This is a genomic window from Alicyclobacillus pomorum DSM 14955 (assembly GCF_000472905.1).
Classification (GTDB): Bacteria; Bacillota; Bacilli; order Alicyclobacillales; family Alicyclobacillaceae; genus Alicyclobacillus_A; species Alicyclobacillus_A pomorum.
The window spans coordinates 133,030-158,667 of the sequence record NZ_AXAR01000003.1 but is presented as its reverse complement, the minus strand read 5'-3'; the positions used below and the strand labels follow the sequence as shown (position 1 = coordinate 158,667).

32 protein-coding genes and 1 other annotated feature are annotated in these 25,638 nt (G+C 55.3%); of the genes, 3 read left to right on the top strand and 29 right to left on the bottom strand.

Features of this window, described 5'->3' with window-relative positions; translation table 11 throughout:
* Positions 1–132: 132 nt before the first annotated feature.
* Entirely contained in the window at positions 133–1,812 is a 1,680-nt protein-coding gene (locus tag YWK_RS18315; protein ID WP_051375170.1) for a DEAD/DEAH box helicase, read from the top strand.
* Entirely contained in the window at positions 1,812–2,714 is a 903-nt protein-coding gene (locus YWK_RS0104490; protein WP_051375127.1) for a YqhG family protein, read from the top strand. The genes YWK_RS18315 and YWK_RS0104490 overlap by 1 nt, the downstream gene beginning before the upstream one ends.
* A gap of 19 nt (positions 2,715–2,733) precedes the next feature.
* Here the strand turns inward: YWK_RS0104490 and zapE are convergent, their stop codons facing one another.
* The 28 genes from zapE to YWK_RS0104350 form a co-directional block, all read right to left on the bottom strand.
* A complete protein-coding gene (gene zapE / locus YWK_RS0104485) occupies positions 2,734–3,654 on the bottom strand; it encodes an AFG1/ZapE family ATPase (protein ID WP_026963858.1) in 921 nt (306 codons plus the stop codon).
* A 58-nt stretch (positions 3,655–3,712) separates the two neighbouring features.
* Entirely contained in the window at positions 3,713–4,243 is a 531-nt protein-coding gene (locus tag YWK_RS0104480) for a shikimate kinase (protein WP_026963857.1), read from the bottom strand.
* A 33-nt stretch (positions 4,244–4,276) separates the two neighbouring features.
* Positions 4,277–4,690, bottom strand: a complete 414-nt coding sequence (locus YWK_RS0104475; RefSeq protein ID WP_156909032.1) for a competence type IV pilus minor pilin ComGG — start codon at positions 4,688–4,690, stop codon at positions 4,277–4,279.
* Positions 4,690–5,112 (bottom strand): hypothetical protein, encoded by a 423-nt coding sequence (locus YWK_RS0104470; protein ID WP_026963855.1) that lies wholly within the window; start codon positions 5,110–5,112, stop codon positions 4,690–4,692. The genes YWK_RS0104475 and YWK_RS0104470 overlap by 1 nt, the downstream gene beginning before the upstream one ends.
* Before the next feature lie 22 nt (positions 5,113–5,134).
* A complete protein-coding gene (locus tag YWK_RS0104465; protein WP_026963854.1) occupies positions 5,135–5,440 on the bottom strand; it encodes a hypothetical protein in 306 nt (101 codons plus the stop codon).
* Positions 5,437–5,943: a prepilin-type N-terminal cleavage/methylation domain-containing protein gene (locus YWK_RS0104460; protein WP_084453473.1), complete on the bottom strand. Its 507-nt coding sequence runs from the start codon at positions 5,941–5,943 to the stop codon at positions 5,437–5,439. Before YWK_RS0104460 ends, YWK_RS0104465 begins: the two co-directional genes overlap by 4 nt.
* Positions 5,909–6,289 (bottom strand): competence type IV pilus major pilin ComGC, encoded by a 381-nt coding sequence (locus YWK_RS0104455; protein WP_026963852.1) that lies wholly within the window; start codon positions 6,287–6,289, stop codon positions 5,909–5,911. The genes YWK_RS0104460 and YWK_RS0104455 overlap by 35 nt, the downstream gene beginning before the upstream one ends.
* Positions 6,286–7,371, bottom strand: a complete 1,086-nt coding sequence (locus YWK_RS0104450) for a type II secretion system F family protein (RefSeq protein ID WP_026963851.1) — start codon at positions 7,369–7,371, stop codon at positions 6,286–6,288. Before YWK_RS0104450 ends, YWK_RS0104455 begins: the two co-directional genes overlap by 4 nt.
* Positions 7,368–8,366, bottom strand: a complete 999-nt coding sequence (locus tag YWK_RS18310; protein WP_051375125.1) for a GspE/PulE family protein — start codon at positions 8,364–8,366, stop codon at positions 7,368–7,370. The genes YWK_RS0104450 and YWK_RS18310 overlap by 4 nt, the downstream gene beginning before the upstream one ends.
* Before the next feature lie 102 nt (positions 8,367–8,468).
* Complete coding sequence (locus YWK_RS0104440; protein ID WP_026963850.1) at positions 8,469–8,867, bottom strand: Mov34/MPN/PAD-1 family protein; 399 nt, start codon at positions 8,865–8,867, stop codon at positions 8,469–8,471.
* Positions 8,851–10,140: a GTPase ObgE gene (gene obgE, locus YWK_RS0104435; RefSeq protein ID WP_026963849.1), complete on the bottom strand. Its 1,290-nt coding sequence runs from the start codon at positions 10,138–10,140 to the stop codon at positions 8,851–8,853. The genes YWK_RS0104440 and obgE overlap by 17 nt, the downstream gene beginning before the upstream one ends.
* 31 nt (positions 10,141–10,171) lie before the next feature.
* Complete coding sequence (locus tag YWK_RS18305) at positions 10,172–10,657, bottom strand: Spo0B domain-containing protein (RefSeq protein WP_051375123.1); 486 nt, start codon at positions 10,655–10,657, stop codon at positions 10,172–10,174.
* A gap of 60 nt (positions 10,658–10,717) precedes the next feature.
* Complete coding sequence (gene rpmA / locus YWK_RS0104425; RefSeq protein WP_026963848.1) at positions 10,718–11,020, bottom strand: 50S ribosomal protein L27; 303 nt, start codon at positions 11,018–11,020, stop codon at positions 10,718–10,720.
* A 6-nt stretch (positions 11,021–11,026) separates the two neighbouring features.
* Positions 11,027–11,362 (bottom strand): ribosomal-processing cysteine protease Prp, encoded by a 336-nt coding sequence (locus tag YWK_RS0104420; protein ID WP_026963847.1) that lies wholly within the window; start codon positions 11,360–11,362, stop codon positions 11,027–11,029.
* 12 nt (positions 11,363–11,374) lie between these two features.
* Positions 11,375–11,686, bottom strand: coding sequence for a 50S ribosomal protein L21 (gene rplU / locus YWK_RS0104415; RefSeq protein WP_026963846.1), 312 nt, complete (start codon positions 11,684–11,686; stop codon positions 11,375–11,377).
* Positions 11,687–11,695: 9 nt separating this feature from the next.
* Positions 11,696–11,772 (bottom strand) — a sequence feature (ribosomal protein L21 leader region).
* 132 nt (positions 11,773–11,904) lie between these two features.
* The gene (locus tag YWK_RS0104410) at positions 11,905–12,828 is read right to left on the bottom strand and encodes a site-2 protease family protein (RefSeq protein WP_051375121.1); all 924 of its coding nucleotides are present in this window, start codon (positions 12,826–12,828) and stop codon (positions 11,905–11,907) included.
* Positions 12,825–13,814: a murein hydrolase activator EnvC family protein gene (locus tag YWK_RS0104405; protein WP_026963844.1), complete on the bottom strand. Its 990-nt coding sequence runs from the start codon at positions 13,812–13,814 to the stop codon at positions 12,825–12,827. The genes YWK_RS0104410 and YWK_RS0104405 overlap by 4 nt, the downstream gene beginning before the upstream one ends.
* A gap of 210 nt (positions 13,815–14,024) precedes the next feature.
* Entirely contained in the window at positions 14,025–14,822 is a 798-nt protein-coding gene (gene minD / locus YWK_RS0104400) for a septum site-determining protein MinD (RefSeq protein WP_026963843.1), read from the bottom strand.
* Between the two features lie 24 nt (positions 14,823–14,846).
* Complete coding sequence (minC, locus tag YWK_RS18300; protein ID WP_051375119.1) at positions 14,847–15,557, bottom strand: septum site-determining protein MinC; 711 nt, start codon at positions 15,555–15,557, stop codon at positions 14,847–14,849.
* Between the two features lie 121 nt (positions 15,558–15,678).
* Positions 15,679–16,197: a rod shape-determining protein MreD gene (gene mreD / locus YWK_RS0104390; protein WP_026963842.1), complete on the bottom strand. Its 519-nt coding sequence runs from the start codon at positions 16,195–16,197 to the stop codon at positions 15,679–15,681.
* Positions 16,194–17,048, bottom strand: coding sequence for a rod shape-determining protein MreC (gene mreC / locus YWK_RS0104385; protein ID WP_026963841.1), 855 nt, complete (start codon positions 17,046–17,048; stop codon positions 16,194–16,196). Before mreC ends, mreD begins: the two co-directional genes overlap by 4 nt.
* Before the next feature lie 108 nt (positions 17,049–17,156).
* Positions 17,157–18,191: a rod shape-determining protein gene (locus YWK_RS0104380; protein ID WP_026963840.1), complete on the bottom strand. Its 1,035-nt coding sequence runs from the start codon at positions 18,189–18,191 to the stop codon at positions 17,157–17,159.
* A gap of 59 nt (positions 18,192–18,250) precedes the next feature.
* Positions 18,251–18,937, bottom strand: a complete 687-nt coding sequence (gene radC / locus YWK_RS0104375) for a RadC family protein (protein WP_051375117.1) — start codon at positions 18,935–18,937, stop codon at positions 18,251–18,253.
* A gap of 126 nt (positions 18,938–19,063) precedes the next feature.
* Positions 19,064–19,303, bottom strand: coding sequence for a DUF4321 domain-containing protein (locus YWK_RS0104370; protein WP_026963838.1), 240 nt, complete (start codon positions 19,301–19,303; stop codon positions 19,064–19,066).
* A 160-nt stretch (positions 19,304–19,463) separates the two neighbouring features.
* Entirely contained in the window at positions 19,464–20,543 is a 1,080-nt protein-coding gene (locus YWK_RS0104365) for a hypothetical protein (protein WP_026963837.1), read from the bottom strand.
* Between the two features lie 184 nt (positions 20,544–20,727).
* A complete protein-coding gene (locus YWK_RS0104360; RefSeq protein WP_026963836.1) occupies positions 20,728–21,699 on the bottom strand; it encodes a resuscitation-promoting factor in 972 nt (323 codons plus the stop codon).
* A gap of 173 nt (positions 21,700–21,872) precedes the next feature.
* Positions 21,873–22,892: a type IV pilus twitching motility protein PilT gene (locus tag YWK_RS0104355; RefSeq protein ID WP_026963835.1), complete on the bottom strand. Its 1,020-nt coding sequence runs from the start codon at positions 22,890–22,892 to the stop codon at positions 21,873–21,875.
* Positions 22,893–22,905: 13 nt separating this feature from the next.
* Positions 22,906–23,688, bottom strand: coding sequence for a prepilin peptidase (locus tag YWK_RS0104350; RefSeq protein ID WP_035465977.1), 783 nt, complete (start codon positions 23,686–23,688; stop codon positions 22,906–22,908).
* Positions 23,689–23,910: 222 nt separating this feature from the next.
* On the opposite strand from YWK_RS0104350, the gene YWK_RS0104345 reads away from it, so the two are divergent.
* The gene (locus YWK_RS0104345; protein WP_026963833.1) at positions 23,911–24,090 is read left to right on the top strand and encodes a hypothetical protein; all 180 of its coding nucleotides are present in this window, start codon (positions 23,911–23,913) and stop codon (positions 24,088–24,090) included.
* Positions 24,091–24,234: 144 nt separating this feature from the next.
* Here the strand turns inward: YWK_RS0104345 and murC are convergent, their stop codons facing one another.
* The gene (gene murC, locus YWK_RS0104340) at positions 24,235–25,626 is read right to left on the bottom strand and encodes a UDP-N-acetylmuramate--L-alanine ligase (RefSeq protein WP_035466079.1); all 1,392 of its coding nucleotides are present in this window, start codon (positions 25,624–25,626) and stop codon (positions 24,235–24,237) included.
* Positions 25,627–25,638: the final 12 nt, after the last annotated feature.

Below are 25,638 nucleotides of genomic sequence, written 5' to 3'. Positions count from 1 at the left end.
ACGCGCTCCTCACGAGGTCTACGAAAGATTTTTCCGAAACTGTCCATACTAGTGACGCGTTCCCGGAATCCATCGACGCTGGAGGTTTGCGCAGTGAACCTATCGACAACCAAGTACAACCACTTCACACCCATGCCTCCGCTTTCCTGGCATGTCGAAGAATTGCGAACTGCCTTTACAGCATACCTAGAAAAAGCTGCGCTTGGCAACCTTGGCGCGGCCGATTGGTCGCTGTTTTCCTTGGCAGTTACTGCCACACAAGCCAGGTTGGCGGGCGACTTTGAAGAGTTGCTCGTCCTTGAACACATTCAAGGATTTACGCCGTTACCGCATCAGATTCAAACTGCGCGACACGTCATGCAGGAGTTACACGGACGGGCGATTCTCGCGGACGAAGTCGGCCTCGGCAAGACCATCGAAGCCGGACTCATTATGAAGGAATACTTGTTGCGTGGATTGGCTCGGAAGATTCTCGTCCTAACCCCAGCATCCCTCGTCCTTCAATGGACCCGGGAGTTGAACGAAAAATTTCGCATCCCCGCTTACGCGCAAAAGAACGAGTGGAGTTGGACGCAGGCGGACGTTGTGGTCGGTTCCCTGGACACCGCGAAGCGCGAACCGCACAAGTCCACCGTGTCCAGTGTTCAGTGGGACTTGTTGGTGGTAGATGAGGCCCACAAGCTGAAGAACAGCAAGACAAAAAACTGGCAAATGGTGAACCAAATTCCCAACAAGTTTATGTTGTTGCTGACGGCGACACCGATTCAGAACGACTTAAAGGAGCTGCACACGCTCATCACGTTGCTCAAACCCGGTCATCTTGGCAACAGTCAGGAGTTCGCGTCCCATCACGTCAAGTCGGCCCGGCTGCCGCGAGATCCGGTTCAACTGAAATCTCAGCTGTCCAACGTGATGATCCGCAACCGCCGCATGGACGGCGCCACGACCTTGCCGAAACGCCACGTGGCTGCCGTGCCGTTGTACCTGAGCCGCGAGGAACGCATGCTCTACGACGCCGTACAACAGTTCTTGAAGCGAGAGTACAACGAACGCCTGGAGAACAAGGGCTCCGTGCTGCCGTTGATCACGTTACAACGCGAGATCTGCTCTTCCCCGTATGCTGCGATGGTCACGATGGACCGGATGATGAAACGCGCGCAATCTGAGACCATGAAAGTACACATCGCACATCTCATGGAACTGGCTCAGCAAATCACAACGTACACAAAAGTGGAGAAGGTTCTCGAAATGCTCGATGATATGGATGACAAGTGCATCGTCTTCACCGAGTATCGTGCTACCCAGGACTTTCTCCTCTACATGTTGCGGAAACGCGGCATTTCTGCGGTTCCGTTTCGCGGTGGATTCAAACGCGGTAAGAAAGACTGGATGAAGGACCTCTTCGCCCAGAAGATGAAAGTACTGGTGGCAACGGAATCTGGGGGAGAAGGGATTAACCTGCAGTTCTGTCATCAGATGATTAACTTCGACTTACCATGGAACCCGATGCGCCTGGAACAGCGGATAGGCCGCATTCACCGCTTAGGCCAGGAGAAAGAAGTATACATCCACAACCTGGCCACGAAGGACACCATCGAGGCGCACATTGTGGAATTGCTCCAGGAGAAAATCCGCATGTTTGAAATGGTCATTGGCGAATTGGATTACATTGTCGGAGATCCAACACTCGCCAGCAAACTGGAAGACAACATCTTGGAGTGGGCGATGACGAGCAACTCGGATGAGGAGCTGCGAGAAAAACTACACCGATACGGCGACGCATTGCTACAACAGATTGAGGAGAACACATGATGAGCCAAGTACCCTTGAGAACGGCTGAGGAGCGGCTGACATTCTGCGAAGCTTACTTTACGGCCGTCGGAGCGCCCGTGGTGTACGCGACGGACGGATACCGCGAGTATGAGTTGCCAAGAGACGTCGACAAAGAGTTGACAGATAGACCCTACTACTGGATGTGGGTGGAGCAAACCCATCAGGAAGTGCAACCGACGATTCTTCGACTCGCCTTTACAGAGGACGCATTCGAGCGGGAAAACCAGCGACTGCGAGAGGAAGCGCGAGCTGAAGCGGAAAAGCAAAACCTAAATGACATTCAGCCCATGTTCTTTCGCCCGCCTACCGCTGAGCTGGTGACACTCGGCAGCTTCCGCCTGGACAAAATGTACGCGTCCCTCGACAAGCGCGGGCAATTTGCATGTGTTGTCCCACAATCCTGGAAAGAAACGTCGGCACTCGTCCCATGGTTGATGATGAATATGACTGTATCCTACCGCTGTGACTTAGTCGAACAACAGTTCTGGTCCGTCGGGGTCTGTCTGTCCAACGGACAAATTGTGGAACGCTTTTACGATATTATCCGCAAAATCTCTATGAAGCCGGAGAACCCGTCTCGATTTGCAGACGTGAAGGCACTCACCATGGTACAAGCATTCCAGCGTGGTCAAACGCATGTCGCTCAGGCCCTAGCGGCACGGCCCCACGACTGGGCCGTATCGGCGCAACAACGCCTCGAGAGGGAGCTACAGCAGGTTCGCCTGTACTACCAGAGCATTCTACCAGACGTCCCAGACAACGAAAAACCGTTGGTGCAAGCCGAACAGAAAAGAAAGGAGCGGGAGCTAGCGGAACGCTCCGGCCCCCGTATTGACATTGTTGTCAAGCAGCTGGCACTGGTCGGACTGATGGAACGTTGAAACCATCAACGCTGGTCGGTCACGATAAGGACTCGAGGTTGCGCAGTCGGGCATCATCGCCATCCATTTTCACATGCTTCGCCATTTCCATAATTCGGCTGCGCAGGGGTCCGACGGAGTCCAGCAGATCCATTCCGTTCTTCCGGTAAATATCCGGTACTGCGTAATTACTGGTAAACCAAGTTGGCAGTTTGCTGTGAAAACGATGGTTGATGATGCGAAATAGTTTCTCCAGTGTGAATTCGTTCGCGCGCTCTTGGGCGAATTCATCAATAGCCAATACAGGCGCCGTTGCGTACGCCTCCAACATGGAATCCAGGTCGCCATTGTCCGCTATGATGTGACGCATCTTGTCAAAGATAGAGTCAGACCGGACGAACAGGCATGGGATCCCTCGCTCATACAGGCGATTGACCACTGCCAGCATGAGGTGTGTCTTCCCCACACCGGGCGGTCCAAACAGATAGACACCTTTCATCGGCTGTCCTACTTCGAAGTGATTCGCGAATTCTTCCGCGTATCGCATTAACGCAGGATACTTTCGTCGCTGCTCCACGGGAAAGTTGGAGAACCGATACGTCTTGTCATACGGTAGAGCGCCGGACAAATTCATCCATCGCTCCAACCTTCTCCGCATCTGTTCCTCCAGATAGGGCTGACAACGGCGAACGCCCGCCGTCAGGTGCGGTCCGTACGTTTCCAGGGTCTGTTCAAAACCCTGCATGTCTCCCTCTTTGCCGCAGTTTGCGTACCCCGTACAGGCAGCGCAAATTTTCGACTGCCGCAGGTACTCCAGAAGCAACAGCTTGTGCTGTTCAATGACTTCGTCACTCACTGCCCATTCGTTGAGTTGAGGAATGGCCTTGCGAAAGTATTGCACGTCATACTCTTGATAGCGCCGTTCTACACGAAGCGGCAGCATGTCCTTGATGTGCTGCACGCGGCAGATTCCTCCCCTCTATCTACGACATGATTTTATCGATGTGAATCATTTCCGTTCAGTTCTTGGATAAGTAACGGAGAATGCACTCTACCGTCTCTTCCACCGATTGCTCATCCACCACCACGCGCCACTGCGAACACGCCTCGTACAATGGTTTTCGCACATCCAACAGCGTGCGGACCCGTTCGAACAAACTTGTCGCCGACGCCAAGAGGGGTCGGGGTTGGTCAGCCATGGAGCTCAACCGGTGGACCAGCGTCTCCACCGACGCATCTAACCAAATAGTCACCCACTTGGTCCTTAGCAGCTGACAGCAGTCGGGCGAAGTGACGACGCCCCCTCCTGTGGACAGCACGCGACGCCCCTGCCCGGCTGTGTGTGTCAATTCGCACAACCCTTGCCACTCCAAGTTCCGGAACGCAGATTCACTGTCTTCTTCGAAAATGCGCCAAATAGGTTTCCCCGCACGTCTTTCAACCCACGCATCCAGATCTACAAACAATCCGCCGAGGCGTGCGGCCAACTGCTCTCCCACAGTGCTCTTCCCTGAGCCCATCATTCCAATTAGCGCAATGTCCGTCCGCACAGCCGTCACTCTCCTGTCACCCATCGTATCATACTAAGATACCGAATTGTCCATGGTGACAGGGAGGTTTTCTTTCCAATCGACCACCTTTTTTCGTCCAGAATCATAGCAAAACTGTATCACGTCCGTCGCTTGAGAGGTCTTTGCAGTCACTTTCACTGTCCACACCGTTCCACGCGTCACCGCCGTTTCCACGGTTCCTTCGCCGTACGCTTGCAGCGCATGTGCGGGCACTTCGTGGCCAGCGCTCAATTCCTCTAACAAGTGAATTGCATGTCCGCGCGCCAGCCAGTACACCTCTTGATGCTGCTGCTTAAGCGTTTCAATCTGAGCACAATACGTGACGACCGTGGCCATCCCGGCGCAGACCAAAGTCATGAGGAGCAACACGCCCATGGTAAATAGCAGGACATCTCCCCGTTGGTGGTTACGGATATACGTCCACACTAGGCACCGCCCGCCAACAGGGAAAATTGTGTCTCATACGTGACACCGGATGTAAACGTGACCACGATGTCGACTGCCCGCCCATCCTCGACTTTCGCCTGCCAATGTGCCACCTGTGTCGCGACCACCGCGGTACCTCCGGTTTGGCCAATTCGAACCAGCTGTCCGGAACTGTTTGCGAGGTAACGAAACGACTGCCCGTCCATCCGTGTAATGTACAGATTCCCCCCGCTGACGGAAGCGCGACTGGCACTGTGGCAGTCGTCGCCCAGCATACGGTCCACGCTATTCGACATCGCCCAGGATTCACTTTGTCGACGCACGGTGTCCGTCCCTATCCAGCTTGCGAACGCCATCCGAATCAGGACAGCTACGAGCATACTGGACAGGGCCAAGCTGACAACCACTTCGAGAAGGGACATCCCTGGGTCATTCCCCAAGCAATTACGAGCGAGGAATCCATACGGTCTCCGACTGAGTCCCACAGGTGGCCACCACTTTTGCAAGGGCACCATCGTCCTCAACCTCCACTTGGCACTGTAATGCTTGTGACTGAAACGTCATGGTGCCCTGGTTTGGGTTCCACAGTCCGGCCATATACTGTTCTGCTGCGTCGTGCAAACAGGTATCCACAAAACGATGGCGCTCCATCGCCACTTCGCCGACAGATGCGGCCACCCATGCACTGGTTACAGCGGAACCGCCGCATGCGCACAACCACAGGGCCGTTATCAACTCAAGCCAGTTCATGAAGCGTCCACCCCAGCCTGTAGCCCCGACCCCAAATACAGACTGATGCTCACCGTATCGCTACCAGCCTGTAGGCGGACCACGCCACCCACTTGACTGGTCCCCTGTGATGAATAGCGGACATTTCCGGTTTGCATCTGTAGGTACCCATCTGGGTAATTCACCCCTGGTGGGTAATCAAAGTGTGTCAATTTTTTCGGGCCAAGGTAGGTGCTGAACTCCGGTGTGTACAAGGAAAACCGAAAGTTTGTGTCCATCCCTTTCGCAACGGCCAACTGTTGGCACCAGCGCATGGCCCACAACACATTGTCTCTCGTATACAGAAGTCGGTGAACGTTGAACCAACGCGCTCCAATCGCCAGGGTACCCAGTGAAGCGACGGCGAGCAAGGCGAGGCAAACGACCAATTCCAACAGACTGAATCCACGTTCGCATCGCCAGCAGGTTTTTCTTTCCCACTGATGGCGGTCATGACTTTGACTTTGGCAGTTCACCGTGGACATCACAACTCACCTCGACCTCGCCATCCGTCTCCGTGATCTGGTAATGACCGCCAGAGGGTTCCTCCGGAATGGATTCAATCAATTTCGCATCTTTCAGAGTCTTGAGCTGCTCGTCTGCCGTACCCTGCGGGTAGTTATGGTAGATCAAGTAATACTCCGAGAGCGCCGCCCGGATCATCCGCTGATTTTGTTCACACGCATTGCTTTCAGCATTCTGGCCAATTCCAAGCAGATGCGGCGTGACCACGGCTGCCATGACCGCCACAATGAAAACCGCAACGACCAACTCCATCAACGTAAAACCCGCTTCCCCTGTCCGGGTTGCCGCTCTTTGTACGCCTTTCACCGTAAGGATCCCCCTCCCGAGATTTGACCAATCACGTCGTACATAGGAATGAACAACAGCGCCATGGCCCCCGCCACCATGGTGCCAACCGCTATGAGCAGCGCTGGTTCCAGCCAACGAAAGATTTTTCCCACGTTGTTCTTGAGCCTGACCTGGTAGATTTCTTGTACTCGGAGCAGCGCTTCCGCCAATTCGCCAGTCTGTTCCGCAGTTCTCAGAGCCGCTTCAAAGAGCGGATGGGACGCTTCAGCGAATGCCTCGGTCAACCCCTTGCCGGAGAGACATCGCTCAAGTGCCTGGCTGGCCGTGCGCCGAACCCAAAGGGGAAATTGTTCGCTGGACAATGCACGAAGGGCGTCCACCACCGGAACTCCTGCCTGTACCAGACTTCCGAGCCATAAGCAGAGCAAGTGAATACGCATGTCCCGAACCACCCTGAACCAGCGCACGCGCCGCACCACCCGTTCCCAAACATGAGGGTAGTAGTGCCTCACCATCGGTAGGAGCACAGCGGCCGTGGCTCCGCAGAGCATCGCCAACCACACGGTATAGACCGCGAATTGTGCACATGCCACCAAAGCCTGCGCCGCTCGCCCTGGGCTCGCCCCCAGTTGAACGTAGAGCGCTTGAAACGTAGGGATGGCAGAGCGTACGAGGTACGTCAGCAGGCACGCAGTAAGCAGGCAAAGAAAGATTGGATAGGCGCAAATTTTCAGCATCGTTTGCCACCACTCCCTGCGTTGCTGAACCACCCGTTCCCACGCCAACAAAGAGGCATCCAAAGCGCCGCTGTACTGACTTTCCATGAGGAAAACACGGTATAACACAGGCAATTGCTCCGACCAGACCTCAGCGAGCCACTGTCCTTCCTGGACTGCGGTTTGCAACGCCTGGGCGTACGCTTTGGCCAGCCTTCCCATCGGTGACGTGGCGACGTACGCCAGTGCGTCGCTGAGGGGTATGCCCGCTTTCAGCAGCGGGACCAGCCAGCCAGAGACCTCCAAGAGTGCAGCCTCGATTCTCCACTGTTGCAACCCACTGAATCCAATCCGCCGCCTCACGTCATGTGACACTCGGTTCACACGCGCACCTCGCTGTTGCATGCGTGTTCTGACAACGCTTTTCTCACACTCCACCATGGCGCATCGGAGCCCAGGCGTTGTGCGACTTCTGGTGTAATCCGCACCACCTCAAACTCGGGCGCTCTGTCCCCTGTCACCTGGTTTTGGTTGCCTCTGTCGGCTCCCGTGTCCACGAACGATTGGACAACAATCCCGCGCACCACGTCCGCGACGAACGACCGGGCCACACCGAATTCCACCAGCCGGATCAGCGCTCCGACCGCGTCGTTGGAATGCGTCGTTGTCAGTACCAAGTGTCCGGTGAGTGCCGCGCGCACCGCAGCACGCGCCGTCTTGTCGTCGCGAATTTCACCAATCATGATGACGTCTGGATCGTGCCGGAGCACCGCTCTCAGGCCAACGTCAAAGGTGACGCCAATCGTCTCCCGAACCTGAACCTGCTGACAGTCTTCCAGCGGCCGCTCCACCGGGTCCTCGATACTGACGACTTTCCTGCCGGCTCGCGCGAGATGCAGCATCATGGCGTACAGCGTCGTTGTCTTCCCGGAGTTGGTTGGGCCAGTCACCATCACCATGCCCGCACTGCTGTTCAACACGTCGGTCACAATCTGACATTGCTTGTGATTCATCCCCAAGCTGCAGAAGTCAAGCGGCCCTTTTTGTTCAGGGAAGAGTCGCATCACCACAGCTTCGCCGTGAATGGTGGGCAATGTCGATACGCGGACATCACACTGCATGATCTCGGATTCCCAGCGAAATGCGCCGTCCTGTGGCAAGCGTGACTCTGCGACGTCCATCCGAGCAAGCGCCTTCACGCGACGTACCACCTCCGCGCCAATCTGCTCGGTCTGCAAAAACGTCTCCAGCCTCCCGTGCTTGCGGAATTTCACAATCAACTGGTCCTTGGCCGTGTAGATATGCACGTCGGAGCAACGTTGCTCCACAGCCTCGTCGAGCAGTTTTTGTAACAACAAGACCGCCGACAGTTCTTCCATCTCCATCCCTCCGTTTGAGAGGAATTTCGCGAAAAACGGTCGGCGGCCTGTTTTCTACACGTGAGCAGCAAGATCATTTTGTATTATATTTCCACGAATTTATCAATCTGTCGCGTCAGTACAGCTGGACCTCCGCGCGAACGTGACTTCCCACACGCCATTCAACCGGCAGCCAAGCACGTGCCACGCACCCCAATCCATGAGCAAACGGTCTCGCTTTGAGAACGTGGGCGTTCCATCGGGGTGAGAGTGAAAGGAGCCGAGAACCGTCCACTGCCTATCCATGATCTCGTACGCAAAGCGAACGACCTCCTGCGGGTCCACTCGGAACGAGTGCGTCGACGCCCGCGCGCGTAACGGCCGAAATGACGCACGGCCACTACATGCCTCCAAAACAAAGAAGCCGCACACTTCGAGTGGAAAACCACTCGACGCTGCGGACAGGCATTCGGATTGCAGTCCCGTAGACCACCAAGGGGGAGGGTCACTCGACAAAATCAAATTCCATGTCTCCAATGCGGATCACGTCGCCTTCCTTCGCCCCACGTTGACGTAGCGCATCGTCAACACCTTTGTGCTTCAGAATTCGCTGAAACCGCACCACGGCGTCGTACTGCGAGAAATTGGTCATCTTCACCAGTTTGTCTAATTCAGGACTCTGGACAACAAAGCGATTGCCCTGTCGCAGGATTTCAAACGGCTCTTTCTTTTCGTACCGATACACTTTCTTCTCCACAACATCCTCTTCGGGTGCCGTCGGTTCCCACACAGGTTCCTCTTGCGCCACTTCGTCCAGTGTGTCTGCGATGGCATAGACCAACTCTTGCACACCCTGCCCCGTCACACCGGAGATGGGGAACACTCGATGCTGAGGATACGCCTCGCGAAACTTGGACAGGTTCTCCTCCGCGCCGGGCACGTCCATTTTGTTGGCGGCGACCAACTCAGGGCGAGTGGCCAGTCGGGCATCATACGCTTCCAGTTCGGAGCGGATGATCTGGTAATCCCGAATGGGATCTCGACCCTCCGTCGCGGCCATGTCCAGCACGTGCACAATCACACGCGTACGTTCCACGTGCCGAAGAAACTCGTGACCAAGTCCGTGTCCCTCGTGTGCGCCTTCAATCAACCCTGGCAAATCCGCCATGACGAAACTGCGCTCGTCGCTCACACGGACCACGCCAAGCTCAGGAGCCAACGTGGTGAAGTGATATGCTGCGACTTTCGGGCGAGCGGCAGACACGGATGACAACAGGGTGGATTTCCCTACGCTCGGGAACCCAACCAAACCGACATCCGCCAGCACCTTCAATTCGAGTAACAGGTTGCGCTCTTCGCCCGGCTCCCCCTTTTCCGCCATATCCGGCGCCTTGTTCACTTCGGTGGCAAAACGCGTGTTCCCACGCCCACCTCGCCCGCCTCTTGCGACGACCAGGCGTTGGCCCTCGCGCACCAGGTCACCCAGAAACTCCCCGGTGTCGGCGTCCTTCACAATTGTTCCCGGCGGCACCTTCACGACCAGGTCCGGCGCGCTCTTACCATGCTGATTCTTCGTCTTTCCGTGTTCGCCTCGTTCCGCCTTGAAGTGGCGCTGATAACGAAAGTCAATCAGCGTCCGAAGTCCTCCGTCCACCACAAACACGACGTCGCCACCGCGGCCGCCGTCACCACCGGCAGGCCCCCCCAGTGGCACGTACTTCTCTCGACGATAGGAGACAATCCCGTTGCCTCCGTCACCACCTTTTACGTAAATTTTCGCTTGATCCACAAACATCGCTTACCGACTCCTTTGTCGCAGGAAAACCTCATGCCGTTGACCATTGAACGTCGAGCAAAAGGTAACTCCACGGCTCACTCTGTACATTGTTCCACAAATCCCGTAATTCTTCTCGCAACGAAATCGTGATATGGAGCGGCAGATGGCAACGGTCAACCGGTGATGCAATCGACAGTTTCACCAAAGCTTGCCCGTATTGCGCTGCCAACGATTCGAGTTTCTCCAGCAGCCGACAAATCTCCGCCGACTCACCCTGCCGGAGTATGACATCCTCCGGCACATGCGCGAATCGGACCCGCGGACACTGCGCAGCCGTCCACAATAACTGAGGTTCAGTACTTCGCATTTGCACCAGAGACAAGGATTTCAACCAGTCCGCCAAATCGTTGACGGCCTGCAACGCCTTATCTGACTTTTCCATCTGTATGTAGGCTTTCACCAACTGTAAGCTATTCATCACATCGTGTCGATGCCGGCGAAACGCCTCGCTAGCATCCAGTGTAAACTCGTACACGAAGTTTTCCCCCAAAAGAAAAGCCCGGCAATGTGCCAGGCCCTTCCAGAGAATCCGTATTTAGGCTTGCGCAACGGCAGTTTCTTCTACAGCATACACACTCACGCGTTTGCGGTCGCGGCCGTAGCGCTCGAACTTCACGCGGCCATCAATCAATGCGTACAGTGTGTCATCCTTGCCAATCCCTACGTTGTTACCCGGATGAATCTTGGTACCGCGCTGGCGAACAATAATCGATCCACAGTTCACGTATTGTCCGTCTGACCGCTTGACCCCCAGGCGTTTCGCTTCACTGTCGCGTCCGTTACGGGTACTGGAAACACCCTTTTTATGCGCGAACCGTTGCAGGTTTAGCTTCAACATCTGTGATCACTCCTCTAAAATATAAGGTCGCGTCTGAACGACCAAGTACTCCGGATACTGTTCTGCGATTTGCCGTAGTCCGAACTCCATACTGCGAAGCAACAACTGTACGCCATCGTGAGATACCCATTGTTGCGGCACTTCCACAACGAACGGGTCCGTCTCATCAGACGCCGACAACTCAGCCCCGAGCAATGCTTCGCAACTGTTCACTGCGTTGTACAACAGTACGCTGACGGCAGAACAGACAATATCCATGCCGTGTTCGGCGTATCCTGCATGCCCTGACGCATGCACCTTGTGAATCCTGTCAGAGCTCTCAAACACGCTGACGAAAATCACAGGCGCACATCCTTAGGCTTCAATCGCTTCAATCTTCAGTTTGGTGTACGGTTGGCGATGACCCTGTTTCTTGTGGTAGTTCTTCTTGGCCTTGTACTTAAACACGACAATCTTCTTCCCTTTGCCGTGCTCCTCCACTTTGGCTACCACTTTCGCACCGTCCACGGTCGGCGTTCCGACATTGACACCCTTGTCCGTGCTGACCAAGAACACCTTGTCCAACGTGATGGACGAGCCAACTTCCGCGTCCAACTTCTCCACGTAGATGGTGTCTCCTTGCGATACCTTGAACTGTTTGCCACCTGTTTCAACAATAGCGTACATCGTTTTCGCTCCTTCACTTAGACTCGCTGCCGAGGTACCCAGTGTGGGTTTGTGAACAACCTCGAACCATGCGGTTGAAGTGAGTCCACGGAAAAGGGTTGCACCTAGCCGCAGACATACGCACACTATATTACCACGTTGCGGTTTGGATGACAATATCTCTGCTTACCAAGTCCTAACATCGCTGAACGAGAGAGTTTGCGAGTGCCACTTTACTGTCAATCCCCGTCTGGATGAACCCACGCCTCCATTTTCGTGAGAAACTGGCCCTCAAACACCGCGTCCATCAAGTCCTCCTCTTCCACAACGGAGCAGATGGCACCTTTGTCGTCCCGAACGTACACCATGTGGTACCTGTCCGGTGCAAACTGTCGCACCACATCCTTGACCGTCGCGTCCATCGGCACAGCCAGCGCGCGTACCACTTCTGCATCCGGACGTTTGCGTCGCCGCTTGGCATCCAAAAACCGCACTGTATCCATGGTCACATCACGCCGCCCAGTCCAAGCCGAAACAAATAGAAACACCCCGAGAATCACCATGCCTGCATGTGGATAACCGCCCCACAGCGACAGTCCACCGGCGCACAGTAACACAACCGATATCCACAGTGCCACGTTGTACGCCTCCCGCGTCGCGTCTTCGTAACCCAGCGTGCGCGATCTCGCAGCGCGCATCACTCTCCCACCGTCCAGCGGCAGCCCAGGCAACAAGTTGAAGACGACAATCCAGAGGTTGAGCTCCACCACGTTGCGGTAGAATTCAACGGACCACAGCCCCACTGCGTGCAATGCCCACGCGAATACAGCGAGTACCAAGTTGACCAGCGGGCCCGCGATGGCAATCAGCGCTTCGTGTACCGGCGTGAATCCAAGCGTGCCGTAAGCGAGTTTGGCGACACCGCCGAACGGCAACAAAGACACCTCTTTGACTTCGTATCTGAGGTGGTGGGCCATCGCAGCGTGACCGAGTTCATGCAACATCACCAGCAAGAAGAGAACCACAACTTCCCGCCACATGCCGACCGAAACAGACACCACCACCAACAGGAGAAATAACGGGTGCACCTTCACGCGGCCCAGCACCCGTATATCGCGAACGATGGAAGGTGAATGTAGAAGTCGGCGTGAGACCTTGTTCATACGGTATCATCCGAGAACACAATGAAATCGTGCGGATTCACTGAATGCCCGTCCTTTTGCAGCGCAAAGTGAAGAACGGGCGCATTTGCCTTGGCCAAGTGGCCGATGGCCTCGCCGGACGAGACAGCTTGCCCCTTGTTGACCGAGACATCCCCGAGCCCCGCGTAGGTGGTCGTGCCTATCTTGCCGTGATCAATCACCACCATACTGCCGCCGTTCACCTTCGCCACCTGAATCACGGTTCCGGAACCGGCAGCCAACACGGTTTCGTCAGATTTACCCTGGATGTACATCTCCGGATGGGTGGCTGAGTAGTCCTCAATCACTTTCCCAGACAGCGGAACGTGCAGTTTAATGGCGCCCGCATTGCCTTGAAACACCGGTAACGCAATGTGGTGGTTGGCCAGGAACTGCTGTACTGCTGGAAGGGCGACATTGCTGTAATCGGCTGAAAACGCGGAGGCGTACCATCCCTCAATCTTGGTCGACAGCTCACCCTTCGTGTTGTGCGCGTAGATGCCTGCAGCGACCAGTACCATGGCCGCCACTGTCTGCAACAACCAGGTTCCTTCGGAGTGAGAGACGGAGGATTTGGCGCCGGGCCCAGAATTGGTTTGCCAACGCTTGTTGTCCCGATTCGGAACAAACCGCTTGGACTCGGTGGCTCCAAACATCTTGCGCCAATTGGCGCCGTCCACTTGTTTCAACGTACCATCGTCATCCGCAAAACCGTATGGAGAGGACTGATCTGTCAGCCAACGCGGCGACGCGTGCCGTTCCGTTCCGGGTGTGGCGGCGCTGGACGACTCCGTGCCGACATGGGACGGTTCTTGACCGCCGTTTGGTTGAAGGGACAGCCACGGATTGCTATCGAGTTCGTCTTGCTGATTATCTTCTGTTTCATGCTCACGCTGCCTGCCAAAGACCCCTTGCTGCAATCGTCTGTGGACCGTCGCCCATGACCATTTTTCACTTCGCAACGCCATTGACAGCGCCCTCCTCCACGACTCGTTCAGTTCATACGTATGCAGAGGGCGGACGAGTATGACAAAGGGCCGAGTGCCCCTCCTGTTACCACAGGAACGCACTCGGCCCTTCCGAGACCACGCTTTCAACATGGCCTGACCCGCGGGCAGCCCTCCGCTTCGTCAGGCTCGACTGACTCCATCTCACTGCCCCTTGTCAGGCCCAGGCACTTACGCCTTTCCGAGAATCAAGCGTTTCACGCGCGCCCACAGCCCCGGTTGTTCGTCCAGAACCATCAACGGAACGGAATCGCCGAGAATTCGACGTGCAATGTTCCGGTACGCAATCGCTGCTTTTGAATCAGGCCGCATCACCGTTGGCTCGCCTTTAATGTTCTGCTTGATGACCGTTTCATCGTCAGGGACCGCGCCCAGCAAATCAATGGCCAGTACCTGAACAATTTCGTCAATGTCGAGCATATCGCCACTTTTGACCATCTTCGATCGAATGCGGTTGATGACGAGCTTTGGAGAGCGCAGGTTTTCTGTTTCCAGCAGACCAATGACCCGATCCGCGTCTCTCACGGACGCAGTTTCCGGCGTCGTCACAACAATGGCCTGATCCGCGCCAGCCACCGCCACGCGAAAACCATGCTCAATGCCAGCTGGACAATCAATGATGACGTAGTCAAACGACTGTTTCAATTCCGTGACGATTTGCCGCACGCGGTCTGGTTGCAAAGCCGTCTTGTCTTTGGTTTGCGAGGCAGGTAGAACAGATAGACTTTCAAACCGCTTGTCTTTGATAAGTGCCTGCTCTAGCCGACACTCTCCCATCGCCACGTCGACAATATCGTATATAATGCGGTTTTCGAGCCCCATCACCACGTCCAGGTTCCGCAACCCGATGTCCGCGTCAATAAGGCAAACACTTTTGCCAAGCAGCGCAAGCGCGGTACCCACGTTCGCAGTCGAGGTGGTCTTACCCACACCACCCTTGCCGGAAGTCACCACGATGGCGGTTCCCATTGAAACTCCCCCCTTGAGACGAGCCTATCCGCGCTTTCGTTTCGCTTTTTTCTCCCCACGGATAGCAAACAGATAGTGCATTTTATCGACGGCCATGCCGTCATCGCGCAGATACGCAAACTCCATGAAGGTATTCATTACGCGCCCGTCCACCTTAGGTACCCGCGTCACAGTTCCTGCAATGCGCAGTTGCAGTGGCGCGAACTCGGCTGCAGCGATGATGGCTGATGTATCTCCCCTCGCTCCGGCGTGAGCAATCCCGCGCAACCGCCCGAACACATAGATATCTCCGGTGGCAATGATTTCTCCTCCCGGATTGACATCGCCAATCACCACGACGTCGCCATCGTAATACACTTGCTGGCCCGCGCGAATGGTCCCCTTATGGATGTTCTGCCGTTCCGGGCGATTACGATTGGCAAACAACGCCCGCCGGGCCACTGTGTTCGAGCTCCATTCTCGCATACAAAAGTTGTCCTTTTGCAAGAACAACTGCAGCAATTCCAGATTCTCTTGAGCCGTCAGATTGCGGTTTCCGTAGTCAACGGAAACCTTTACGTCGGGCCCCGACAGGAGCTGTGACGGGTTTTCGAAAAGCAACTCCCGCAGATAGGCTGTCAGCACCTCGTGCTCACACTCTTCATCCAAGAGAAACAGGAGTCCGTCGTTGACGCCTTTTACCGACACCGGCGGCCTTCCTTCGGGCTTCCCAGATGTATTCGCATTGACGGACAACAAGGTTCCCTCCTGATTTCAACACCAATAACCCGGCAATCACTATTCGCTATTCGTCGGCACATTTCCTGCCCCAAAGTGAAAGAACCCTCGATGCCGAGGGTTTGGATTTGGCGCGATGTTAGACCGGATCGGATTCAGAGTGACTATATCGATTTCGCGCTTTGTCCATCAGCCACCGCAAGAGCAGCGGATACAGCAGCAACAGTGAAATCCCATTTATCACCATCTGTTCCAAGGTAAAGGATAACACGGCGTGCCAAGAGTATGCGGTGATCTCAAACAGCCGCGTCATGCCATATGTAATCCAATCCTGTGCGAACGTACAGACCACAGTGACCAGCAGCGTCAATGCCACGTTTTTGTGCAGAAATTGCGCAAATGAAGCGGCCGCAAAGTATCCAATGACACCGTACGTAAACGCATTGAGTCCCAGAAACGATCCATAGTCTACGTCCTGGATAAACCCAATCGCTACGCCCAGAATCAACGCCGCCTTCGCGCCCCGCGTCAACGCCACCATGACGAGTACAACCAAAACCAGATTGGGTTGCAAGACGTTGATGGGAGGAACCTGAAAAAACGTGGACTGAATAATCAGCCCTAGCCACATCAGGAAAAACGAAATGGCATTTTTCATGAACCTGCACCCGATTTTTGAACAACGAAGACTTCCTGCAAATACTCAAGGTTAGCCGCAGGCTGAATCACTGCCGACTGGGTCAACCCCTGCAGACCTGGTTCTACCTTTTCCACCGTACCAATGACAAGCTGTGGTGGGAAGATGTCGCTCAGACCGGAGGTGACCACCGTTTGTCCTACTTTGACCTGTTCCACGGGCGACAGGAAGGACATCTCCAGTTTTCCGTTTTCCGTGCTGGAGCCCGTGACCATTCCGAACGGAGGTTGGCTCGTGCCGTTCTGAACGCGCGCTGAAACACCGTCACCCACTCGGGTGTCGGTGATGAGAACCACTTTTGCACTAAAGGTAGCTGCTTCTGAAACACGTCCGACCAGACTGCCATCCGCAGCGATGACCGCCATATCGGCATGCACGCCGTCTTTGGTACCCGCATCGATGGTCAACTCGTTGCTCCACTCCGATGGATTGCGAGCAATGACGTGTGCAGGAACGAGCTGCATCGACGAATGTTGTTGCTTAAAGCCGAGCATTTGACTGTACCGCTCGTTCTGTGCCAAAGCATCTGCCAATTGTGCCTTCAGAGCACTGTAATCTTGCATTTCTGCTTTCAGCTTTGAGTTCTCGACGTACATCTCGTGCAAACTGTGGATCCCGCCCAGAAACGCTGTCAACTGGCTGACAGGGCGATAGATCCATCCACCGACCGTGTTTTGTACATCCATTACAATCTGTTCGGGCCACGTCGCTTGCCGCTCGCGACCGCGCAACGTCAACCCGGCAATCACAATCAGCAAGATGAAACTTGCCAACAGTATAAACAAGCGCCGATTCGTAATGAGTCGGGACACCCGCATCCCACTTCCCTTTCCGGTCGGGGCGCAAAGTACTGGTCCCCGCCCGTGAGATCTCCTTTACTCGCGCAACGTCCGCATCCCCACAGGCCTTGCGGTTGCGCGTTACGCGCGGCTTTGCGCCTTGCGGGCTGCCGCGTGTCGACGTCGGTATACATCGTAATTGTCCAGCGCTTTACCTGTACCAACAGCCACACAGTCCAATGGGTTTTCGGCGACAATCACAGGCATGCCCGTCTCGTTGCTGAGTAGACGATCCAGGTTTCGCAGGAGCGCTCCACCGCCTGTCAGAACAATTCCCCGGTCCATAATGTCGGCTGCCAGTTCCGGCGGAGATTTTTCGAGCGTGACTTTGACCGCGTCGACAATCGCGCCCACAGTATCCGACAACGCTTCGCTGATTTCCGTTGCGGAGACGGTGAACGTCTTCGGTAACCCGGTCACCAAGTCACGACCGCGAATGTCCATCGATTCGTTTTCTGTCGTTGGCATCGCCGTACCGATGGTCGTCTTGATTTCCTCCGCGGTACGTTCACCAATCATCAGGTTGTACGCCTTTTTGATGTATTGAATAATGGCCTCGTCGATTTCGTCGCCAGCGACGCGGATGGAGCGACTTGTGACAATGCCACCCAGGGAAATGATGGCGACCTCCGTGGTACCACCACCTATGTCCACCACCATGCTGCCGGTAGGCTCACCCACGGGCAATCCTGCCCCAATCGCCGCTGCCATCGGTTCCTCGATGGTCTGCGCGTGTTTTGCTCCCGCTTCGACCGCCGCGTCTTCAACGGCGCGTTTTTCGACGGCTGTGATGCCTGACGGAACGCTGATCATCACCCGGGGCTTTCCGGACCACGAGGATTTTGTCTTCATCGCCTGGCGGATGAAGTACCGCAACATGGTTGCTGTGGTCTGGAAATCCGCGATGACCCCGTCTTTCATCGGGCGCACCGCGACAATGTTGCCCGGGGTGCGGCCAATCATCTGTTTGGCCTGTTCGCCAACCGCCTCGATAGCGCCTGTATCCGTCCGGATGGCCACGACCGAGGGCTCCCGCACCACTATCCCCTTTCCTTTAACATATACCAGGGTATTTGCTGTACCCAAGTCCACTCCCATATCTCTCGCGGTAAACATACGACGTCTCCTCTCAAATCAAGTACCGATTCCCCCACCAATGCCAAAACACCTTATCGCTACAAGCAGAGACCCTGCGCTTTCAGACTCACAAAGAACCCGTCACCGACCACGATGTGATCCAGCACGTCGATGCCAAGCAACTTACCGGCTTCCATCAGGCGCCGAGTTACGGCGACATCTTCCGGGCTTGGCGTCGGGTCTCCGCTTGGATGATTATGCACGCACAAAATGGCGGAGGCACTCTTTTTTACGGCGGATTTGAAGATTTCGCGCGGATGTACAATCGACGCATCGAGGCTGCCGATGGACACCGTTTCCTCTCCCATCACGCAATGTTTCGTGTCCAGGTGAAGAATGACGAAGTGTTCCTTCTTCAAAAAACGAAGGCGATCCATGACGTACTCAGCAGCGTCGTCCGCACAGCGAATCTGCACACGGTGCTCCGTCGGTTTGCGAATGATTCTACGCCCCAACTCGATAGCCGCAGCAATCTGTAAAGCCTTGGCAAGTCCGATTCCAGTGACGTCCACCAACTCTTCCACCGTAATGTCCAACAAACCATACAACCCGTTGGCGCGAGCCAGTACACGGTTTGCCAGTTCCAAGACAGACACGTGGCGATTTCCAGACTGCAGGATGATAGCCAGCAATTCGTCGTCGCGCAGCGCTTGCGCCCCGCATGTCAACAACCTCTCACGCGGAGCCTGTCTGTTTCCATTGGTCACAGTCTGTGAACACTCCATGCACGCGATTCCTCCTCTTCGCAGGGACGGCGCCACGCCGTGGGCACGTACCTCTACGATAAGGAGGAAACGCCATCGGCACAAATCCCATCGAACAGGAAGTGTGCCCTTCGTGCACGTCTACGACTACTTCCAACGGCTCTGTACAAAATATCCCGTCACCGCGCCGACAAGCGATAACCAATTGACGCGTAGGGTCACGTCGAGAGAATACACTATCACGCCGAGATCCGCACTGGGATGCCAGCGGACAGATGTCGAATGGCCCAATTCAGGAAACTGATGCGCCAACAATTGACCTGCCAGCGTTCCAATGACAGCACCTGCAAACACAAAACCCGCTGTGCGCCATACCGTTCCGCGCATAAGGATACTCCTTTTGAACACAAGTATCCCAGACGAATTCGACAACAGGTTGTTGAGTCCTGCCGAAATATGTCGACAAATGGTGAACACAGTGGAATTATGTCTAGCTTACCCCAAAGCTCTGGCACATTATGTGATTCCCAGGAGCCTTTTGGCAACGTCACGAATGCAGTTCTGAGAGGAGTTGATAGGCTTGTAGCGTGAAACCACGTGCCGATGCATTTTGGTGTTTAACCAACGCGCTGAACGCGCTGTCCAGTGTCTGCGAAAATGCATGCAGCAGCTCTCCTTGCCCCGTTTCCGCCAGGATGTCCTGACTGGGTTGCAAAGACTTCGCAGTTTGGTAAGCGGTCGACGCATCCTGCGGGACGCCGCCGTCCGCTTCTACAGCCGTGAGGGATGCCAACGCGCTCGCCGCGGAAGACAACCAGTGCGACACTTGGCTGAGAGACGCTGGATTGGAGCCCGCCAACGCCGACCGCTGCTGAGCACTGAGGGTCAAAGTCACTGGAGACACCGACACCCCGTACCGTTTTAACTCCGCCACTTCGTCCTGTAAGTGACCGGCACGCAGAGCCACACCCGTCCACAACACGTAATTCGATCCGCTGCCCTGTACGACAGCCTCAACGCCATGGCGACGCAACGCCACAGCTTCACCATCCGCAGCCCGCCGACTGCTGTACGCTACCGACTGTAGAATTTGCACTTTCACTGCCGGTACAACGTAGGAATTGCTCGAGGCGTTCAGAACCTGCGTGGTATTGGACGACCCCAGAGCCACTTCGGCAGAGCCCATGTCCGGGGCCATCTGGTGAAACAATACCATACTTAAGCACCCTAGTAGAAGTCCTAGAATGCATCCGAATTGAAATGTGTCCTTCCATCTTGTGCGCTGTGTGGCAGGAATAAACCATCCTGAAGATTTTCGGCGCGTAGGTCGCCCTGTTTTCACCGTCTGTTCGGTGGGAGCTACCGGCTCTAGCAAATCTTCCACGGATTGGGCCACCTTCGCGCCCAGTTGCTCACGCCACTGTCCCTTTCGCTGCGGTGATGAAGTCTCTGACTTGTCCGCCTGCACGGACGTCGTCGGTTGCTCGACGTGTTCCAGAGGAGAAGCCAACTCATTGGAAGCGGGATGAGCGCCCACAACCCACTGCTTGTCCCCCATTTTTACTGTCAAGGTGGGTTGCGCGACGGGGAACTGTCGAGCTGTGCTATCTGTGTCCATCCGATTCATCCACGACCTTCTCCTTCCACCCTGTCGTCATCGTTTGTTACTTCACTCTATGAACCCACGTCGCAAACTATGATCAACATGAAAGATTCGCGTAAAAAAAAAAAAAAAAAAGAAGCCGTGCCATCTTGCGCACGACTCCTGTTTACTGAATGTGTACACTGCAACCCTTGCTGCCCCTAGATCCTCACTGAATTTCGTACACGGTCACTGTCCGAACGCCCCAAGATTCTGCCGCAGACTCATTGCTCACGCAGATATCGATGCGGTTCCCGACGATGGCGCCTCCAGTGTCCGCCGCTCGAACGATTCCAACGCCAGGAATGTAAAGCTTGGAACCCAGCGGGATTACGTTTGGATCTACCGCAATCACTCCAGGCTGAGCAGGCACCCCCGTCGCTGTGCGGCCGCCAGCCGTGTACGCGGTAGCGACAACCGTCCATTTTTTCGATGCAAGCAACGATCCCCCACCGCGCGCGGAAAGCTGCTGCGGTCTTGGGCGCGTGCCGATTTGAATCACTTCGTTGACCGCCGGTTGTACCACCTTTTTGTCAACGCGTTGGCCAACTTTACGGCCGTTGACGAAGACGCTTGTTGTCTGTATCTGCATGGACCCTTTCACACCATGCGTCAGCACACGTTGTTCACCCACATACAGATTAGCGGTCCGCTGGCGTATGGTCTGAAACGGTATTTCTTGCGTCTTCACGGAAATCTGTTTATTGGTTCTTGTTACTTGTACAGTCAGTCCATTGACTAGTGCTGCGTCTGGAGACAAGTTCACCGTATCGCCGTCGTGGAGCTGCACACCTTGTTCATCCAGCAGATCTCCGACAGTCTTGGCAAACGTGTCTACTTGCGTTGTGTAGTTGCCATCGACCAGCGTGACGGTCACCGGATGGGTGATGACGACGTTCATGCCGTCAATAACCGGGGCCGCTAAACTCGGAGACACCCTATCATTGTTAGCGCACTGAATTTGGTGTCCCGCCAAGAACTTACCCAGGTTTCCTGTTGCAAAACCGCGAATCACCTTGCGTTGTCCGTTGTCTTGGACTGTAACGGTCTTATACGCCGTAGACGCTGCGACGGATGAGCCGCTGAGCAGCGCTACCGTGGCGGCAGACACGTACAGTACTTTCGACTTAGGAATACGCACTCCATCACCTCTCTTCAAAAATCTGAGAGACCAAGGAGCTTCCAAGGGTCGTTAGTTCACGTTCAGTATATAGATTTGCAGACTGGGATGCAATGACTAATATCGTCGATATTTGTCTAGTGGCGGCGTGATAGTTCAGTCTATGTTGCCAAGGCAAAACAATTCCTGATGGCTCACGGTTTTTCATTTGCCACAGCTTGCGGCGCAACCTTTCGCAATGCAACCAACTCACGTAAATGCACATCCATCGTCTGCATCCCGAACGCCTTACTGGTTTGCATGACGGAGCGGATTTGATGTACCTTGTCGGATCGAATCAGATTTGCCACAGCTGGTGTGTTGACCAACACCTCAACCGCCGCAACGCGACCTGTGCCGTCGATGGTCTTGTACAAACGTTGCGCTACAATCCCTTGCAGCACGCTCGCCAACTGAATCCGCATTTGCGATTGCTGGGCTGACGGAAACACATCTACGATGCGCTCGACGGTTTGCACAGCGTTACTCGTGTGTAATGACGCGAACACCAAATGTCCCGTTTCCGCCGCTGTGATGGCCGTGCGAATGGTTTCAAGATCTCGCATCTCTCCCACCAGAATGACATCCGGATCCTGGCGTAGGGCCGCGCGCAGCGCACGGGCAAACCCTTGTGTGTCCAGCCCAATCTCGCGTTGATCAATCATGCAAAGTTGGTGTCGATGCACGTACTCGATGGGGTCTTCTAACGTAATGATGTGGCGGCGGACCGTCTGGTTCATATGGTGAATGAGAGCAGCCAGTGTCGTTGACTTTCCACTGCCCGTCGGACCAGTGACGAGTACAAGACCGTGTGGACGCTCCGTGAATTGCAGGACAGTGTCAGGCAGCCCAAGTCCACGCACGTCCGGAATGGAGTCCGGGATTACCCGTGCGGCCAAGCTCACGCATCCGCGTTGGCGATAGACGTTGATCCGGTAGCGCGACGTTCCAGGAATGCGGTACGAAAAATCGAGTTCACCGACGACGGTAAATCGCTGCCATTGTTCATCGGTCATCAGTTGTCGACCCATGGCCTCGGTCTCCGCGGACTGGAGCACCTCCCCGTCTGCCCTGAGTTCTCCGCACACGCGAAACATCGGTGGCGCATTCGCGGAGATGTGCAGATCAGACGCCTGCATGGCATGTGCCCTGGTCAGGAGTGACAGGATGTCCATTCACCACGCCTCCTCATCCCACATCGGTGCGCCGCAGGACCTCGTGAAAATACCAGCCGCTCAGCGCGTGCCCCCAAAACACGGCCGTTACGACACCCATCGCGATAAATGGGACAAACGGAACGTACTGTCGTCGTTCCAGCCAGCCTACAGCCCGCAGCACCAGCCCTATCACGGTGCCGTAAAAAGACGCAAAAACAAGCGATTCTATGCCTTGCACCGCCCCTAGCGCAGCACCAATCGAGAGGTACAACTTGGCATCACCAAGTCCCATGTTCCCTCCAGACAGCAGGTGAATCGCGAGGAGCAGCGTGAAACACACGGCCAACCCCACCACGGCGCCCATCCAATGCTGCAATCCGGTACACACCGAAACGACAAACATGACAACGGCCCCAGGTAAGGACAAGGCGTTTGGCACCATCATGGCGTACAAGTCGGTGGACACGGCCGCCATCACCACCAGCCACAACACCATCCATCCGACCCGCACAGGCCATTCAGGAAATGCCAGAAACGTGGCAGCAAACAGACAGGCTGTCGCGGCTTCCAGCAACGGATACCGCACAGAGATGGATTGTCCACAACTGCGACATTTTCCCCGAAGGACGAGCCATGACAACATGGGAATGAGTTCGTGACTCCGCAACGAGCGCCCGCAGTGGGTACAATGTGACCCTGGAGATACAATGGATTCACCGCGAGGCAGTCGATAGCCCACGACGTTCAAGAAGGAGCCCAACAAAGCGCCGAGCGTCGCGATGAACACAAACCAAAAGTCCTGTACGGTCGTCATCACAGACCTCCTTTGGTCGCTAGGACTACACCACGCGCAGAAATTCGACTTGGATCATCAAATTCCTTGTCGAAGTGGGTTAATTTTACAATCTTTCTGGCGAATTCACGTATGTGCGAGTGACAGATTATGTTATACTGTTGGACAGTGGACAAGTCCACACAGATAGAACCATTGTCATGCGTACCCGTGATTCGCACTTGAGAACAGGGGGTAGTCACCGTGCAGAATTTGACCCGTTCCATCATCCTGTTTGGACTTGGCGTCGTGATGTTCGTGGTGCTGATGGTCTTCTTGACACTCGTTCTGAAGATTGCCCTGGTTGTCGCCTTACTGGCATTGGCCTACTACTGGTTCACGAAGGCCACGCAAGTGCGCCGACGGTCGAAGTATTGGCGGTAACCTCCAGCTTCCCTGTTCATCACATACAGAAGGGGCACCCCTCCATCTCGGGGTGCCCCTTTTTCACGTTCTTACAACTGCACAGTGTCCAACTTCCATGACGAAACGCTTGTTCCATCTCGGCGTCAGACCATCGCTGCCGGCTTACACATACGCCGTTTCGGCCCGGCCTTCCAAAGCATCACCGAGTCGATACGCGACTTGCCAGATATCTCCGGCCCCCATGGTCAACACGAGATCCCCGGGTTTCACATGGTTTACCAGATATTCAAAAACGTCGTCTTTCGTGCGGAGGAACCGTACGTTTGGATTACTCTGGATCTGAATCTGTTCCACCAATCGTTCGGCAGAGACGCCTTCGATTTGCTTCTCCCCGGCTGGAGAGTATATGTCTGCAATGATAACCTCATCTGCACCGGCAAACGCCTTGGCGAATGCGTCAAAGAGGAAGAAAGTTCTTGTGTACCGCTGCGGCTGAAACACAGCGACAATGCGGCGCCCCGTGGCTTTGGCCGCCTCAATCGTCGCGCTAATTTCCGTAGGATGGTGCGCATAGTCGTCGATAACAAGGACGCCGCCGGCCTCGGCAATCACTTGGAAGCGCCGCTTCGCCCCGTGGAATTCCTCCAGTGCGCTCGCAATCGCAGAAAACTCGACGCCCGCCTCCCGCAAGACGGCGACCGCTGCCAGGGCGTTCATCACGTTGTGACGCCCAGGCAGCGACAAGCGCAATTCGCCGAGGTACTGCCCCCGGAAATACACGTCGGATTGGCTGCCCCGGTCAATCAACCGAACATTTTTTGCGACATAGTCGGCTTCCCCGTCAATGTTGTACGTCTGTATGCGGCACACGGCGGAGGAACGAATGTTGCGCAAATGTTCATCCGCGCCGGAAATGACACACAGCCCATCTTCGGGAACCTGGCTCATAAACTGGGCATACGCTCTCTTTAAGTTTTCGAAATCACCATCATAATGTTCCAGGTGATCCGCCTCAATATTGGTAATCACCGCAATTTGCGGGCGGTAGTGTAGAAACGAGCCATCGCTCTCGTCCGCTTCTGCCACCACGTAGCGACCAGAGCCAGCTTTCGCATTGTCACCGATGTTGCTCACCACGCCGCCGATGACGAACGTGGGATCCAAGCCACAGCGCTCCATGGCATAAGCAATCATCGAAGTCGTCGTCGTCTTTCCGTGTGCCCCCGTCACGGCGACGCCAACCCTGTCCGCCATCAACCGCGCCAGCATTTCTGAGCGGTGAATCACTGGAATGTTACGCGCCCTTGCCTCCTGAAGTTCCACGTTGTCCTGTGCAAGTGCGGTACTGTAGACCACAATATCCGCGCCTTCCACCTGCTTGGCTGCGTGTCCCTGATAGACTTTGGCGCCGCGTTCTGTCAATCGTTTCGTCAACTCCTGTGACGATACGTCAGATCCAGATACCTGATACCCCATGTCTAACATGACCCGAGCGATGGCGCTCATACCGTATCCACCGATTCCTACGAAATGCACGTGCTGGGAGCGATTCACGCGCCTCACCGT

Excerpts from the sequence above, each read along its gene's own strand:
- YWK_RS18315 (WP_051375170.1), top strand. The coding sequence starts at position 133 with ATGCCTCCGCTTTCCTGGCATGTCGAAGAATTGCGAACTGCCTTTACA.
- YWK_RS0104355 (WP_026963835.1), bottom strand. The coding sequence starts at position 22,892 with ATGGACATCCTGTCACTCCTGACCAGGGCACATGCCATGCAGGCGTCT.
- YWK_RS0104365 (WP_026963837.1), bottom strand. The coding sequence starts at position 20,543 with ATGAATCGGATGGACACAGATAGCACAGCTCGACAGTTCCCCGTCGCG.
- YWK_RS0104410 (WP_051375121.1), bottom strand. The coding sequence starts at position 12,828 with ATGAACAAGGTCTCACGCCGACTTCTACATTCACCTTCCATCGTTCGC.
- rplU (WP_026963846.1), bottom strand. The coding sequence starts at position 11,686 with ATGTACGCTATTGTTGAAACAGGTGGCAAACAGTTCAAGGTATCGCAA.
- YWK_RS0104490 (WP_051375127.1), top strand. The coding sequence starts at position 1,812 with ATGAGCCAAGTACCCTTGAGAACGGCTGAGGAGCGGCTGACATTCTGC.
- YWK_RS0104470 (WP_026963855.1), bottom strand. The coding sequence starts at position 5,112 with ATGTCCCTTCTCGAAGTGGTTGTCAGCTTGGCCCTGTCCAGTATGCTC.
- obgE (WP_026963849.1), bottom strand. The coding sequence starts at position 10,140 with ATGTTTGTGGATCAAGCGAAAATTTACGTAAAAGGTGGTGACGGAGGC.
- YWK_RS0104380 (WP_026963840.1), bottom strand. The coding sequence starts at position 18,191 with ATGTTTACCGCGAGAGATATGGGAGTGGACTTGGGTACAGCAAATACC.
- radC (WP_051375117.1), bottom strand. The coding sequence starts at position 18,937 with ATGGAGTGTTCACAGACTGTGACCAATGGAAACAGACAGGCTCCGCGT.
- YWK_RS0104350 (WP_035465977.1), bottom strand. The coding sequence starts at position 23,688 with ATGACGACCGTACAGGACTTTTGGTTTGTGTTCATCGCGACGCTCGGC.
- YWK_RS0104465 (WP_026963854.1), bottom strand. The coding sequence starts at position 5,440 with ATGAACTGGCTTGAGTTGATAACGGCCCTGTGGTTGTGCGCATGCGGC.
- mreD (WP_026963842.1), bottom strand. The coding sequence starts at position 16,197 with ATGAAAAATGCCATTTCGTTTTTCCTGATGTGGCTAGGGCTGATTATT.
- rpmA (WP_026963848.1), bottom strand. The coding sequence starts at position 11,020 with ATGTTGAAGCTAAACCTGCAACGGTTCGCGCATAAAAAGGGTGTTTCC.
- YWK_RS18310 (WP_051375125.1), bottom strand. The coding sequence starts at position 8,366 with ATGGAAGAACTGTCGGCGGTCTTGTTGTTACAAAAACTGCTCGACGAG.
- YWK_RS0104370 (WP_026963838.1), bottom strand. The coding sequence starts at position 19,303 with ATGCGCGGAACGGTATGGCGCACAGCGGGTTTTGTGTTTGCAGGTGCT.
- minD (WP_026963843.1), bottom strand. The coding sequence starts at position 14,822 with ATGGGAACCGCCATCGTGGTGACTTCCGGCAAGGGTGGTGTGGGTAAG.
- YWK_RS0104405 (WP_026963844.1), bottom strand. The coding sequence starts at position 13,814 with ATGGCGTTGCGAAGTGAAAAATGGTCATGGGCGACGGTCCACAGACGA.
- YWK_RS0104460 (WP_084453473.1), bottom strand. The coding sequence starts at position 5,943 with ATGTCCACGGTGAACTGCCAAAGTCAAAGTCATGACCGCCATCAGTGG.